The organism is Chryseobacterium manosquense, assembly GCF_014623485.1.
Classification (GTDB): domain Bacteria; phylum Bacteroidota; class Bacteroidia; order Flavobacteriales; family Weeksellaceae; genus Kaistella; species Kaistella haifensis.
In genome coordinates this window covers 159,281-174,221 of the sequence record NZ_CP060203.1, presented here as the reverse complement: position 1 = coordinate 174,221, position 14,941 = coordinate 159,281, and the positions used below count along the sequence as shown (strand labels likewise).

Below are 14,941 nucleotides of genomic sequence, written 5' to 3'. Positions count from 1 at the left end.
GATTTAATAATGCGACGGAATAATATTTAAAATTAAATTTTAAGTAAAAAAAATTAAGAATTCGCTTTTTGTCTTTTGTAAATCACCTTCAAAGAAAGTGTTGCAAAGAAACCGCCCAGGAAAAATCCCATCAAAGCGCCCATGAAAATATCCATCGGGAAATGTACACCTAAATAAATTCGGCTGTACGATACTAAAGCCGCCCAGAAAAACAGGAAATATGGCAAATATCGATGTGTTTTTTTCAGCAAAATGCTCATTAATGTTGCAATGAAGAATGTATTTGAAGCGTGGCTGGAATAAAATCCAAATTGTCCGCCACATTTTACTTCTGGAAGCAAACCGTCTAATGATGGATCATGGCAAGGTCTAAGTCTTGAAATTCCGGTTTTGAAAATTCCGGCAAGTTGGTCGGAAACCGTGACTCCTAAAGCTATAAATATGAGAATGAAAACCAAATTTCTAGTTCCGAATTTTTTGTAAAGCAAATAAAGAAAAATAACATAAAGCGGGACCCAAATCCAAGTCGCCGAAACCATAATCCAGAACTGATCGAATGACTGATTCCCCAAATTATTGAGGTACAAAAAAAGTTCCTTATCTTCCTGAATAATTTCTTGCATTTTATCGGCTTACCGGTCCTTGGTGATCATCGTTTTCCGCAAGATTTACTTTGGGAATATCTCTTTGTGCTAGAGCTTCTTTGGATTCCAGTTCAGCAAGTGGATTGTAATCCTTCGCAGCCTGCTTTACTTTGTCGATTTCTCTTTTAATTTCAGATACAGGATTATCAGTTTCCTTCAAAATCTCGGTCTTCACATCCTCCATTGCACCACGCATTTTGCGTACTCCTTGACCTAAATCGCGAGCTATTTGTGGTAATTTATCGGGACCGAACAAAACTACAATCGCCAAAGCGATCATCAGCATTTCTCCTATACTTAATTCCATACGGCAAAATTACAAAAGATTTTGAGTTTCATATAAAAAATAAAATGTTATTTCAATGGATTGCTTTAAAATAAATGCATCAAAATTTAACTTTAATCAAAAACAAGAGTTTTAGAATTTGCTGCTCAATAAAATTCCACAATTGCTCATCATTGCTTAAATTTGCATCAAACAGAAATACAATTCATGTCACTTCAAATCATTCATTTAAATAAAAAATTCGGGGAACAAGTTGCTTTAAACAAGATCAATCTCGAGATCGGAAACAGCGAAATCATTGGGCTATTGGGACCTAATGGCGCAGGAAAATCAACGTTGATGAAATCAATTGTTGGTGTTCTAAAAATTGATGAAGGACAGATTTTGTTCAACGGCAACGACGTAACCGAAAACGAAATCACAACGAAGAAAAACATGGGTTTCCTGCCGGAAAACAATCCGCTTTATCCGGAAATGTATGTAAAAGAGTACTTGAATTTCGTGGCAGACATCCATCAAATTGCTAAAGAAAGAGTTGATGAAGTTATCGAATTGGTAGGAATTACTCCCGAAAAATCGAAGAAAATATCGCAACTTTCCAAAGGGTACAAACAAAGGGTTGGCCTTGCGCAGGCAATTTTGCACTCACCGGATTTGCTTATTCTCGATGAACCAACCAATGGTTTGGATCCCAACCAAATTATTGAAATCCGCAATGTGATAAAGGAAATCGGACGGCAAAAAACCGTCATTCTTTCGACGCACATCATGCAGGAAGTAGAAGCGCTTTGCTCGCGAGTGATTCTCATTCATCAAGGAAATATTATTCAAGATTCTCAGATTGAAGAATTTAAAGGAAAATATGGAAGTTTAGAAGAAGCTTTTGCGAATTACACCCATTCATAAAAAAAGCCCTGAAAATACTACTTTCAGGGCTTTTTTTATTATTAAAATATTCTTTTACAACTTTTCGATGTTATCGGTAAGCGTGTTGATGAAATTCTGAAGTGGTTTTTCTACCATCATTTTAATAAACGGATTGAATTTACCTTCGAATAATAACTGAACTTCGGTTTGGTTCTCGTTTACGGCGTTCATCGTGCCTTTCAACAAGAAATCTAAACTAGAGCTTGCGGAAGAAAGCAACACTTGGTTTTCGGTAACTTCGTCGATTTTAAGAGCAATTTCCGGCATTCCTTTCAAGCCGAATTTGAACCCGTTGTCTCTAACTTCGAAATTTTGAAGCGATTCCGGCATCAGATTTTTATAATCTTCAGGATTTTTAAGCATCCCTACCAAATCGTTCACGGATTTATTTACAATAATTTTGCGTCCTTCTAAATTCATTTTTATATTTTTGCGAGATTAAATGGATGCAAATGTATAAAGTTTTTGTGAATGAAAAAAAATTAATGCTAAGTAAATATCCTGAAGATATAGAAAAGAAATTGCGTTTTGAAGGTTTTGCGACCTTAGAAATTGCAATTGATCTTTTGGAAAATACTTCTTGCCCGGAACTGAACGTATATGGCGAAAACATCGAAGAAATCTGGGAAGATTTTACCCATATGTTCAAAGTAGTAGAAGCTGCAGGAGGTGTAGTAAGCAATAAAAACGGCGAAATTCTCTTCATTCACCGCATCGGAAAATGGGATTTACCAAAGGGAAAAATTGAAAAAGGCGAATCTTTGGAACAAGCCGCTCTTCGTGAAGTAGAGGAAGAAACAGGATTATCGGAACTTATTTTGGAGGAATTCCTGAACAATACTTTTCACATTTACACCGAAAGAAATGGCACAAAAATTCTGAAGACCACTTATTGGTTCAGAATGCAGTACGTAGGAAACGAAACGCCGAAACCACAAATTGAGGAGGGAATTTCCGAAGTTTCCTGGAAAAGCAAAGATGAGATTGTACAGCAAGTTTTCCCGATGACGTTCCAAAACATCAAATTAATTTTGAACGATTACTGGAATCTTCATTAATGAATAAATTCCAGAATTTTTTCCAAAGCAATTCCTCGCGATGCCTTTAGTAGAACATTTTTGGATTGAATATCATTCGATTCCAGATATTTTGATAATTCCTGAGTATCGTTAAAAGATTGGGAAATCGAATTGGCTTTTTTGAAGTGTTTCCCAACCGTGATAATTTCATCGAAATTAAAAGATTCCGCAAACTCCAAAATCGACTGATGTTCCTTATCCGATTCTTCGCCCAATTCCAGCATATCGCCGATGATAATGGTTTTACTTCCATTGAAAGTACTGAAGTTTTTCAGTGATTCCACCATCGAACTCGGATTGGCATTGTAAGTATCCAACACAAAAGTTTTTCCGTTTTTCTCCAAAACTTGCGAACGCATATTGGTTGGCGTATAATTTTCAATAGCGGTTTTTATCTGTTCAAAATTTAATCCGAAATAGAAACCTAAACTCGCTGCAGCACACAAGTTGGTGAAATTATAATTTCCGGTAAGTTTCGATTGTGCTTTTTGATTTTTAAAACTTAAACCTACAAAATTTTGGTTAGAAAATTCTTCGAACTGATAATCGGAATTGGCTTTTCCGAAAGTAATTTTTGGGGAATAATTTTCGGTTTTTTCAACTTGAATCGGATCATTTTCATTCACCAAAATAGTTTGAGAATGATTTTTAAGATAATCATACAATTCAGATTTTCCTTTGATAACGCCTTCAAAACCGCCAAACCCTTCGAGATGTGCTTTTCCGAAATTGGTAATGTACCCAAAATTGGGTTGGGCAATTTGGCAAAGCAGTTCAATTTCTTTTTGATGATTGGCTCCCATTTCCACCACAGCCATTTCATGTTCGAGCTTAATGGAAAGTAAAGTTAGCGGAACTCCGATATGATTGTTAAGGTTCCCAAAGGTGTATTGTACATTGAATTTCTGAGACAAAACTGCATGAATGATTTCTTTGGTTGTTGTTTTCCCGTTACTTCCCGTCAATGCGATGATTGGGATTTTTAATTGGTTCCGGTGATGAATCGCCAATTCTTGTAAAAACTCCAAAGTAGAAGGAACAAAAAAGATATTTCTTGCTGTATTTTCAAAAGCTTGATCTTCTACAATTACTGCTAAAGCACCTTGATCAGCGGATGTTTCAGCTAAAGTAGCTGCGTTGAAATTTTCGCCGGAAAAGGCAAAGAAAATATCATTGGATTCTATTTTTCTACTATCGATGGTTACTTTTCCTGCTTGCAAAAAAAGCGGATAAAAAGAGGCTGCATTCATTATTCAAAAATAAAAAATCCTTCTGCAAAAACAGAAGGATTTAGAAAATATTTTATACTAATTATCTTTTGGTTCTACCTTTACCGGAAGATTTAGCATCTTGTGCTACACGGAAACCAACCCATCCAAAAGCTTTAGCCTCATCACGGAATCTTCTTTGTCCTGGATCTAACCAGTAGGCTCCGTCTAACCAAGAACCACCTTTAATAACTCTTACTTCATTGGTAACTCTAGTTGTTCTCGATACTGGGTCTTTTTGTAATACTACTCTACCACGCTCATCAACAATAAATCTTTTCTGTTTGGAGTTGTACATATTGTATCCAGCAGTAGTACTATCTTCTCCTCTTCCGTAACCTGCATCTAATGAAGACTGGAAATCACCATCTCTAAAATTTCTGTTGTCAGCAACAACTTCTCTTTCATATTGTCCAGGTAATCCTTTGTAAACTAATCTTCCGTCCGCTAAAGTATCAAATGCAGGAGCTTCAATTTTCTTATAAGTTCCATCAGCATTTCTCACAACTTCTTGAGCAACATTTCCTCTGTAATAATTGAAATCGCTAGCTTCTTGATCGATAATTGGACGATAGACATCTGCAGTCCATTCAGCAACGTTACCGAACATTCCGTAGATTCCTAAGTTATTGGAAGGATATTGTTTCACGTCTGAAGTAGTTGGTGAACCATCATTTTTCCATCCTGCAACACCGGAGTAATCTCCTCTACCTTGTTTGAAGTTTTCAAGATACATCCCACGATTTCTACCTTTTTTGCCTTTCAGCTCTTCAATAACTGGTTTTTTGTTGAGATACAAATTGTATTCTCTATCTTTTTGTAAACCAAGTGCAGCAAATTCCCATTCAACTTCTGTCGGGAGACGGAATTTTTCAACTACACCTGCTGTAGCATTTCTGTTAGCGGCAAGAATTCTTTGGTTACTGGTTTTAATACCAGATTTCTGCTGAAGTCTTTGTTTATTGATATACGCTTCTATTTCCGGATCATTCGCTTTAAATTTATCTAAACTGAAAGCTCCTGCACCTTGGTTATTAGCATCATTAGCATAAAAATCTTTAGCAATTACACCTTGCTCCATTAAAGCTTTTTCATTCGCTCTATCGGATAACCAGTCGCAATATCTAGAAGCTTGTAACCAAGAAACCCCTACCACTGGATAATAATCGAATTCCGGTCTGCGGAAATAAGTTTCAGCAAAGTCGTTTCTAGAAAGTTCGTTATTCCAAACGGTGGTATCAGGAAGAGCACCTTTATAAATTTCTTTGAAACTTGGATCAGATGGAGGGAATACGAATTTCAACCAAGTTACATACTCGCGGTATTCGTAGTTGGTAATTTCGGTTTCTCCGATGAAAAATGAGCTTACCTGCATTCTTGTTGGGGTGTTATTCCAATCGTGCATTACGTCGTCTTTCACTAATCCCATAGTAAAAGTACCGCCTTCCACGTAAACCATTCCTGGCCATCCTTTTTGTTTTTGTTGTTTTCCGGTGAAGAACCAGCCTTTTTGGTCATTGGGTTTCCATCCGGTTTTACTGGTAAAACGCTTGGTTCCGCCACCTTTCTTGCTATTACCACCTCCGCCACAACTCGTAAGAATGAGTGTAGAACTGAACGCTAGTAATGTAAACAACTTAAGTTTATTCATAGTTGGTATATAGATATTTTCAGGATACAAAGAAAAAAGAAAAACTTTAATAAATCAAATTAAAAATTAGTTTTTTTTGGAAAACGTTAACATTTTAATTTTATTGTTTATACTAAATCTATTATTTTTCGTTTAATTTGTAATTGTGAAATTTTACACTCAGATGAAACGCATTTTAACTCTTTTTTTTATTAGCTTATTTATTTCGCTAACAACGGCTCAATCCGTAAATATTCAGTGGAAAGGCTCCAAAACCATCGATTACGGAAGCTATCAATTGACCATTCCCTACTTCGAAAGCGAAGGGTTTTCTTATGAAGACGGTACCGTTTATTATCACACCTCCGGGAAATATTCCGGGAAAATTCAAACGGTGACCAATATGGTTTGGGAAAAAGTTTTGCAAAAAGATCTTTTTGAACTGAGTTTATACAACATTCCTTCTAATGAAAGAGCCGAAATCAGCAATTACACCAATCCTTACACCCAAGAAATTACTTCGGATATAAAAGTTGCTGCTTTTAAATCTGAAAAAGGAAATATTTACCGATTAACTTCTTTTGCTATTACAAACAGTACTGAAACTGCTCAAGCCAGTCCAATATTATCCGGAAAAATTGGCACTACCGAAAACCCACTGAAATCCGGTAATTTCTATAAAATAAAAGTAGATAAATCGGGGATTTTCAAAATCACAGCTCAGTTTCTGCGAGATAATGGCATCAACCCTTCCAGCATTAATCCAAAAAATTTCAGAATTTACGGAAATGGCGGAGTGATGTTACCGGAACACAACCAGGATTCCCGATATTCCGCTTTGCAAGAGAATGCAATTCAGGTGGTTGGTGAAGAAGATGGCACTTGGAATGATGGAGATTATGCGCTTTTTTATGCTCAAGGTCCTCACGGTTATAATTTATTTAAAGTTTCCGATTTGCCCAATGGTAACGGAAACCGAAGAATTGAAACCCGTACAGACAGGCCTCTTAATTATGTGAATCTTTATGAGGATTACTCCTATTACTTTATCAATTTCGATCTAGGCCCCGGAAAGAGAGTTCTGGAAGTTGATCAAGCAGTGAATTCTAATGTGATTTCTCGCTATGACGATTATCAATTCATTAATGAAGAAAAATTCAATTTAATGAAAATCGGAAGAATTTGGACAGGCGATGCAATTATCGATAGTAAGACACTCACTTTCACTACAAAATCTCCGATGCAAAGCTCGGACGTGATTCGATACCGCTCAAGAGTAGTCGCTTACCAATCTGCGGGAAATAAAATTACAACAACAATCAATAACCAAAATCCGGGCACTTCTTCGATTTTAGCAACCGAGAAAAAAGAAGCAATTCCGTTGACTTATAGCGGAATCATCACCAATTTACAAGGCAATCAGCTTACTTTCAACTTCGCCCCGAATATCGCTGCCAATCCTAATGGCCGATTTTATTTCGATTATGCCGAAGTTCAATATAAAGAAGATTTAAAATTCAACAATTCCCAAATGAATTTCCGCAGCTACGACATCAAGGAGGGAAGTTCAGATTTGTACACTTTCAACATTTCCGATGCATCAGCGGTCGAACAAGTTTGGGAGGTTTCAGACATTACTACGGCCACCAAAAAAGTAAACAAATCAGGCAGTAATAGTACTTTCAGTTTTGGTTACGTTCCCAATAACCAGTTTATAAACGAATTTGTCGCTTTTAAAAACAGCGATGCTTATACGCCTTCGTTTGTCGGAAGAATTGAAAATCAAGATTTATCTGGTTTGCAAAATATAGAATATTTGATGATTACTTCCACCGAAATGATGGGACAGGTGCAAAGATTAGCCAACTATTACCAAGACAAATATAAGGTTGCAGTAGTAGATGTAAATAAAATTTATAACGAATTCAGCAGTGGCAGCAAAGATATTACCGCCATCAGAGATTTCGCCACCAAACTCAATACACCAACAGGAAAACTGAAATATCTTTTCATTTTAGGCGATAGTTCCTATGATTTCCGCGGAAGAAACCACCCCGGATCCGATATTGTTCCATCGTACCAAAGTGAAGAAAGTGGGGACTATTCGAACTCCTTCGTTACCGACGATTATTTTACTATGACCTCGCCCCGACCAGTTACATCTACACTTTTATCTTCTCGACTACCCGATTTTCCGGTTGGTAGATTACCCGCTGCAAATCTTGCAGAAGCAAAATTACTGATCGACAAAGCTTTAGCATACAACAACGCACTTCGTGGCCAGCCTACTCCATTTGGCGAGTGGAGAATGAAACTCGCTTTCGTGGTGGATGATGATGCGGATAACCAATTTCCTTTCCACAATACCATGAATGCTTCCTTGGTAAATGTTTTCGAAACGGGGAATGTAAGAAAAGAATATAATGTCAGAAAACTGTACTTAGATGCCTTCACTGCGCAAACTTCTGCCGGTGGACAAAGATATCCTCAGGTAAACCAAGCCATTGCAAATGATGTTGGAAACAGCCTCTATTTGTTCTATTTCGGGCATGGAGGAATCAATGGATGGGCTCAGGAAAGAGTTTTAACTATAGATGAAATTCAGAATTTCAATAATTACAATAATGTTTACGCAAGGTTCCCACTGGTTTCTACCATCACCTGCGAATTTACACTTTGGGACGATCCTGCTACTTCTTCCGCGGGAGAACAGGTGATGAAATCGAAACAAGGGGGTGCTTCTATGATGCTTACTTCCAGCCGAGCGATCGGAGTTGGATATGGTGAAGAATTTACCACAATTTTCACCCGACATCTTTTTAATTTGGTAAATGACGATTTCAGCAGTTTGGGTGATGCCTTCTTAAAAGCTAAAATTGAAAAAAGAACCCATTCCGACCACCTAAAAGTAAATTTATTGGGCGATCCGGCGACCAAAATGAGCCGCCCGAAAAGATTATTAACCATCGACGAAATTGAATCTCCGGTTCCAGGACAGTTGCGTGCATTGGATTTTGTGAAAGTGAAAGGCCACATTACCAAAGCCGACGGAACGGTTGATAATACCTTCAACGGAAGAGTGGCGATTAATATTTTTGATAAAAGACTTAACAAAAAAACACTCAATAATGATGGAGTACCAAAAATGAATCCTGTTCTTTCCTATACCGAAGAAAATGGACCTATCGTAAAATCTTCCGGTCAGGCGGTTAACGGTATCTTCACTGTAGAATTTTATGTTCCGAAAGACATTAATTATGAAATTGGTGACGGTAGAATTTTAGCCTACGCAGATAATAAAGTTTTTGATGTATTTAATAATCAGGTTCAAAAAGTTGGCGGAATCAATCCGGATGGAATCAATGATACCGAAGCGCCGAAAGTTCAGCTTTATATGAACAATACCAATTTTGCCGACGGTGGAATTACCGATCAAAACCCAATGCTTTTGGCTTGTGTAACCGATGACAAAGGAATAAACTCTACAGGTTCAGGAATTGGACACGACATCACCGTGGTTCTCGACGGACAAATCATCAACACCGTAGCGCTGAACGATTTCTATTTTTCAGGCGACGGAAACGGATGTACCAACCCTTCTTTATCCGATTATCAGAAAGGAAATGTAAGCTACCCATTCCGAAATCTATCGCCAGGAGCGCACCAACTTACCTTTAAAGTTTGGGACATCAACAATAATTCCACTACTCAAACGTTAAACTTTATAGTTAAGGACGAAACCAACCAAAATTTAATTGTTAATAAACTCTTAAATTGGCCAAATCCTTTTACCAACAAAACCTACGTGCAGTTCGAACATAATTGCGATGATATTTTAGATGTGAATGTGCAGATTTATACCATCACCGGAAAATTGGTAAAAACAATCAGCAATTCTGTTACTGCAGAGCCGTTCTATCAAGGTTTCCGAACCCCAAGAACCGCGATCGAGTGGGACGGCAAAGATGATTTCGGAGACGCAGTAGGAAAAGGAACTTATATTTTTAAAATCTTTGCAAAAAGCCAAAACCAGGACAAATGCAAAGGCAGCGCTACAGCAGTGGAAAAAATGGTCATTTTAAAATAAAAAAAATATAAACGATAAAAAACTACTTTATGAAATTGACTAAAAAATTATTTTTAGGACTAAGTTTAGGAGTAAGTGTAGCTGCTTACTCGCAAATACAGCCGGTTCTTACCGGTGCTCCGTTTCTGAGGATTTCCCCGGATGCAAGAGCCGGAGGAATGGGTGATCAAGGGGTTGCGACAACCACGGACGCTTTCTCTCAGTTTTGGAACGCAGCGAAATATCCTTTCAGCAAAACCACTTCTGCGATTGGGGTTAACTATACTCCTTATATGAGTAAACTGACCAATGATGTTTTCTTGCTTTACGGAGCTTATCATCAATTTTTGGGAGATGAAGAAAGAGCGACCATTTCTGCAAGTATTTATTATTTCAACATGGGAGCGGTAGATCTTACTAAATTGGTTGGAACTGAAGTGGTACAAGAAGGTACTGCAAAACCTAACGAATTTTCCATCGATGTTGCGTACGGCTTGAAACTTACTGATACGTATTCCATGGCGGTTACCGGTCGATTCATCCGTTCAGATTTGTCCGGAGGTTTCAACTCTGATAACACTTTAAAACCTGCAAACTCTTTCGCAGTAGATGTTTCAGGATATTTTCAATCCGAAAGACACACGAGCATCAACGATTTCGAAGGTCGTGCAAGAGCTGGTTTTGCAATCCAAAATTTAGGTCCAAGACTGGATTATACGGGCGACGAAGAATCTAGATCTTATCTTCCTACCACCGCAAGATTAGGTGCAGGTTACGATTTATTTATCGATGATCTTAATCGTGTAGGTTTAAACTTCGAAGCTTCCAAATTATTGGTTGCAGGTCCAGATGAAACCGGAAATATTCCGAATGTAGGTGTAATCGAAGGAATCGGAAAATCATTCAACAACCCGCAAAGTATCATGTTCAGTGGAGCGGTAGAATATGAATACGATAATGCTTTTGCTTTAAGAGGAGGTTATTTCCACGAAAGTGAGCAGCAAGGTGCAAGACAGTACGCTACCGTAGGGGTTGGCTTGAAATACCAATCTTTCGGATTAGATATGTCTTACCTCATCAATACTTCCAAAGTAAATTCAGCCTTAGACAATACTTTAAGATTCGGGCTTACCTGGAACATTGGCGAAGATTCCTCGAACGCCGATTATTAATTTTATTTAATAAAAAAATACAGAAAGCCTCAAGAAATTGAGGCTTTCTTTTTAGAATAACCCTTAAATTTGCACCATGAACTATGCTACACAACTCCGGAAATTTACAACCAGCCAATATATTTATTCGGCGATTCGTATTTCACTGGCGATTGTGGTTCCCAGCATTATTCTGGCCTATTTTGGTTTATTGAAGGAATATTTCCTTTTTCCTTTAGCAACCAGTTTTGTGGGACTTACCGACCAACCTGGGCCTTTTATCCGCCGACGAAACGCGCTGATTCTCGCCGTGATTTCTTTCTTTTTCGTGGCTTTAGTTGCGAGTTTTCTTAAGAATTATCCGGTTCTGATTTATTTAGAAATAATTTTCTTCGGAATGTTTTTCTCGATGATAGGGATTTACGGCCAAAGACTCGCGGCGGTGGGTTCGCTTTCTTTGGTTGTTTTAGGGATTTTCATCGACGGGCATCTTAGCGGAGAAAATTTAGTGCACAGTTTACTTATTTTTTTTGCAGGATCAGTTTTATATCTGCTGATTTTTTTAATCGTTTCTAAAATCCAACCGTATAAATTAGCGGGACAAATGATTGGCGAAAACTACCTCGAACTTGCCGATTATCTAACCATAAAATCTAAATTTTACCAGCCAAATGCCGATTTCGAATTGCTTCATTCGCAGGTGATATCCCAACAGATTAAAATTAAGAACCTGCAGGAAGAAACAAGGGAAACTGTTTTCAAAACAAGAAAGATCGTCAACGAATCGACTACCACAAGCCGACTGTTAATGTTGATGTTCCTTAATTCCATTGACCTACACGAAAAACTGATGACCTCAGAGAGCGACTATCGCAAAATTCAGGAAAGCTTCGGAGATTCAGGATTTTTAACTTCAATTAGCATTTACCTTTCGAAAATTTCAGAGGAACTCAGCAATATCGGAATTGCTTTGCAAGGCGGCACCAAAGCAAAACCTATTTATAAAATTGACCAAGAATTAAGCGAAATTTTTGAGCAATATTTCGACCTGCGAAGCCAGCGACTGAATGCGGAAAACTTAGAAGATTTCATGATTCTGCGCCTGATTTTGGTGCGGATTACCGATATTACCGATGAGATTAAAACCATTTACAAAGTTTTTACCCAAGACAAAAAACTAGCAAAAAGTCTTTCTACAGGTTTGGATTACCGAAAATTTGTAACTGCGGAAGAGAAAATCAACTTCAAGGTGTTGCGCAATAATCTTTCGCTAAAATCCTCGCATTTTCGCCATTCGGTGCGCATTACCGTTGCTTTGTTGGTTGGTTACGCCATTTCAAAGCTGAGTTTCTTGGGAATTGGGCACTCGTACTGGATTCTTATTACCCTTATTGCGATCATGAAACCCGCCTATTCTACCACCAAACATCGCAACCTGTTGCGATTGTACGGAACAGTTGTGGGTGCTGTAGTTGCATATCTTATTTTATATTTCATCGACAGCAGTACGGTACTTCTCGCCATTTTACTCTTTTCGATGATTCTTTGTTTCACCTTTCTTAAAGTAAGATATTTTTGGGCAGTTCTGTTCATGACGATTTATATTTTCCTGACATTTAATTTCTTGAACCCCGGAAATGTCAACCTTATTTTCAAAGATCGAATCCTGGATACCGCTATCGCTGGACTCGTTGCCTTCGCTGTTTCCTATTTTGTTCTGCCGGTTTGGGAACATACCCAGAATCTGGAACTAATGCAGAAAACGGCCAAAAGTAATCTGAATTATTTTCAGGCAGCGATGGATATCTTTCAAAATGAAAATGCAAATATTCAGGATTTTAAACTTAAAAGAAAAGACGCAATTATCGACCTTGGAAACCTTTCGGATAATTTCCAAAGGATGATTTCTGATCCTAAAAACCAGCAGAAAAAGATGGAACTGGTGCATCAGTTTGTGAATACCGCACATTTGATTACTGCGTACATTGCTTCATTTTCACAGTATTCCAAAAAAGCAAAAGATTACCCCGAAATAGATTTTGCGAGTTGGAACCGTAAAATTTCTGCAGAATTATTGCGTACCGCACTTATCCTGAATCAGAAAAAATATCACCGCGATATCGTGGAAGACAGTCAGCTAAAACCTGAAGATTCTGTAGAAAAACTCCTCGAAAAAAGGAAAAAAGAAATTTTGGAAAACGAAATTTCAAACCGGCGGGATCCGAACAGAATCACCAGACTAACCGAGTTAAAAAACCTGAGAGAAATCCTAGAACTGATCTACGATGTCGCAAAAGAACAACGGAAATGTGCTGAAAAGCTAGAACCTGAAATTCAATCCACAATCGTGAAGCAATAATGGTCGAAAAACTCAACCCGAGCTTTGTACAGATCTGAAACCAGATCATCGTGAACTCTACACATAATATTGAAGGGGAAATCTAAACTGAAAGGCTTCACTTCATAGTGCTTTTTCAAGGACCAATAATTCGAATGGTGAACTTTGTACATGCTCTCTTTCAGCGACCAAATCACTGTGAGATACGCCACTTCTTTATCTTTTTCAATAAAGTCGGATTCCTCTTCTTTCAAAAATTTATGCTTAATTCTAACAATTTTGGGGTTAAATGGTTCTATATCAATTCCGACTTTATTTTTAGAAATAGCCAATGCCGCGAATGGAAACGAATGGGTAATTGAAATCTCGAAATCCTTCGGATACAGATAAGGTTCGCGCCCGTTGTACAGAATTTTATAGCCAGGCAAAACCGATTTCAGGATTTTCCTCACCAAAAGATGCTCTTTTAGTTTCGTCGGATGGTAATCTTTAATCCGATCATCATTTTCTTTTTCCAGCAATTCTTGTGGATCTAGCATTTCATTTTCATCATATTTCCAAAGAAGTATGGTAGCTTGATCATCGGAAAAATCTCTGTATAAAGGCATAATTCAACAAAACAAATTAAAACTGATCCTTCGCAAAAATACTTATTTTTTTTTGAGGTAAAAATTGGGAAATAAATTGGATATAAGTTCGATGTAAAAAACGACTCCAAAAAGATGAATTATGCTACTTTTGTAAACCACAATCGCACTGCAATGAATTCGCAAACCGAGCAAAGCCTGATAAAAACGTTTTCCACTTTTGATGAACTGGTGAACAACCGTTTTCAGGGAAATACCAATGCGTTTTGCTGGCAAAGAAACCTAGACGGCGACTTCTGTGAAATCGTAAACCAACTTTCTTTAGAAGATGATATTACGGAGATTTCTGCCGATAATCTTCTCGAACTTCAACTCACAGAATCGGGAAATCGCGCAAGGGAAATCATTTTAAATGATATACAATTACTCGAAAACTTCGGAGCTGCTCCATCACTCAACCTTTTAAAATCTTATGAACGGGATGATGAATTCAATTTTATCGCAAGAGACGTTTATTCCTTTCATGTAGACCGATCGCCAATTGCGGCGGATACTTTTTTATGCACGTATTTTGGAGCTTCAAGTGATATTTTGCCCAATAATCAGGCGATACAAAAAATCAAAATCCCCGAAATTTTAGAAGAACTAAAAGCAATGCATGATGGTCATACTGAACCTTTTGAAACATTCGTTGAAGAAAACTTTTTCGACCTCCATTATGATGCAAAACCCGGAGCAACGCCTATTAACCTTGGCAACGGAAATCTTTGGAGATTGGCGGTAGATCATCCTTTTCAGGAAGTTTTGGCCTGTATTCATCGAGCTCCGCAAGAAAAAAATGGAGAATACCGGTTGCTATTAATTTGTTGATAACCACGATTCATTAATCGCTAAATCATTAAAAAAATAACAACATTCTACACAAAGAAGCCTAATAAACACATCAAACAAACGGTTTTGAAAGT

The 14,941-nt window shown here is 37.7% G+C and carries 12 protein-coding genes; 6 read left to right on the top strand and 6 right to left on the bottom strand.

Features of this window, described 5'->3' with window-relative positions:
• Positions 1-53: 53 nt before the first annotated feature.
• Together H0S70_RS00825 and H0S70_RS00820 are read right to left on the bottom strand one after the other, a co-directional pair.
• Entirely contained in the window at positions 54-623 is a 570-nt protein-coding gene (locus H0S70_RS00825; protein WP_188321347.1) for a phosphatase PAP2 family protein, read from the bottom strand.
• A gap of 1 nt (position 624) precedes the next feature.
• The gene (locus H0S70_RS00820; protein WP_031502073.1) at positions 625-951 is read right to left on the bottom strand and encodes a Sec-independent protein translocase subunit TatA/TatB; all 327 of its coding nucleotides are present in this window, start codon (positions 949-951) and stop codon (positions 625-627) included.
• Positions 952-1,137: 186 nt separating this feature from the next.
• Here H0S70_RS00820 and H0S70_RS00815 point away from each other — a divergent pair, with 186 nt between their 5' ends.
• The gene (locus H0S70_RS00815) at positions 1,138-1,836 is read left to right on the top strand and encodes an ABC transporter ATP-binding protein (protein ID WP_123248191.1); all 699 of its coding nucleotides are present in this window, start codon (positions 1,138-1,140) and stop codon (positions 1,834-1,836) included.
• A gap of 54 nt (positions 1,837-1,890) precedes the next feature.
• Here the strand turns inward: H0S70_RS00815 and H0S70_RS00810 are convergent, their stop codons facing one another.
• The gene (locus tag H0S70_RS00810; RefSeq protein ID WP_031502305.1) at positions 1,891-2,277 is read right to left on the bottom strand and encodes a hypothetical protein; all 387 of its coding nucleotides are present in this window, start codon (positions 2,275-2,277) and stop codon (positions 1,891-1,893) included.
• 32 nt (positions 2,278-2,309) lie between these two features.
• Between H0S70_RS00810 and H0S70_RS00805 the strand changes: the two genes are divergently transcribed.
• Positions 2,310-2,915 (top strand): NUDIX hydrolase, encoded by a 606-nt coding sequence (locus H0S70_RS00805; RefSeq protein WP_188321346.1) that lies wholly within the window; start codon positions 2,310-2,312, stop codon positions 2,913-2,915.
• On the opposite strand, the gene H0S70_RS00800 is transcribed toward H0S70_RS00805, so the two are convergent.
• Positions 2,912-4,186, bottom strand: coding sequence for a UDP-N-acetylmuramoyl-tripeptide--D-alanyl-D-alanine ligase (locus H0S70_RS00800; RefSeq protein WP_188321345.1), 1,275 nt, complete (start codon positions 4,184-4,186; stop codon positions 2,912-2,914). The genes H0S70_RS00805 and H0S70_RS00800 overlap by 4 nt on opposite strands.
• A 61-nt stretch (positions 4,187-4,247) precedes the next feature.
• On the bottom strand, positions 4,248-5,855 hold the full coding sequence (gene gldJ / locus H0S70_RS00795) for a gliding motility lipoprotein GldJ (RefSeq protein ID WP_188321344.1): 1,608 nt from the start codon (positions 5,853-5,855) through the stop codon (positions 4,248-4,250).
• A 163-nt stretch (positions 5,856-6,018) separates the two neighbouring features.
• On the opposite strand from gldJ, the gene porU reads away from it, so the two are divergent.
• The 3 genes from porU to H0S70_RS00780 all read left to right on the top strand — a co-directional run bounded on the left by porU (position 6,019) and on the right by H0S70_RS00780 (position 13,410).
• Positions 6,019-9,921, top strand: coding sequence for a type IX secretion system sortase PorU (gene porU / locus H0S70_RS00790; protein WP_188321343.1), 3,903 nt, complete (start codon positions 6,019-6,021; stop codon positions 9,919-9,921).
• A 29-nt stretch (positions 9,922-9,950) separates the two neighbouring features.
• Positions 9,951-11,072 carry a type IX secretion system outer membrane channel protein PorV gene (gene porV / locus H0S70_RS00785; protein WP_188321342.1) on the top strand — a complete coding sequence of 374 codons (1,122 nt, stop codon included), beginning with the start codon at positions 9,951-9,953 and terminating at the stop codon, positions 11,070-11,072.
• 76 nt (positions 11,073-11,148) lie between these two features.
• A complete protein-coding gene (locus H0S70_RS00780) occupies positions 11,149-13,410 on the top strand; it encodes an FUSC family protein (protein ID WP_188321341.1) in 2,262 nt (753 codons plus the stop codon).
• Here the strand turns inward: H0S70_RS00780 and H0S70_RS00775 are convergent.
• On the bottom strand, positions 13,386-13,997 hold the full coding sequence (locus tag H0S70_RS00775) for a 4'-phosphopantetheinyl transferase family protein (protein ID WP_188321340.1): 612 nt from the start codon (positions 13,995-13,997) through the stop codon (positions 13,386-13,388). The two genes, H0S70_RS00780 and H0S70_RS00775, sit on opposite strands and share 25 nt — an antisense overlap.
• A 153-nt stretch (positions 13,998-14,150) precedes the next feature.
• Here H0S70_RS00775 and H0S70_RS00770 point away from each other — a divergent pair, with 153 nt between their 5' ends.
• Complete coding sequence (locus tag H0S70_RS00770; protein WP_188322167.1) at positions 14,151-14,846, top strand: DUF1826 domain-containing protein; 696 nt, start codon at positions 14,151-14,153, stop codon at positions 14,844-14,846.
• Positions 14,847-14,941: the final 95 nt, after the last annotated feature.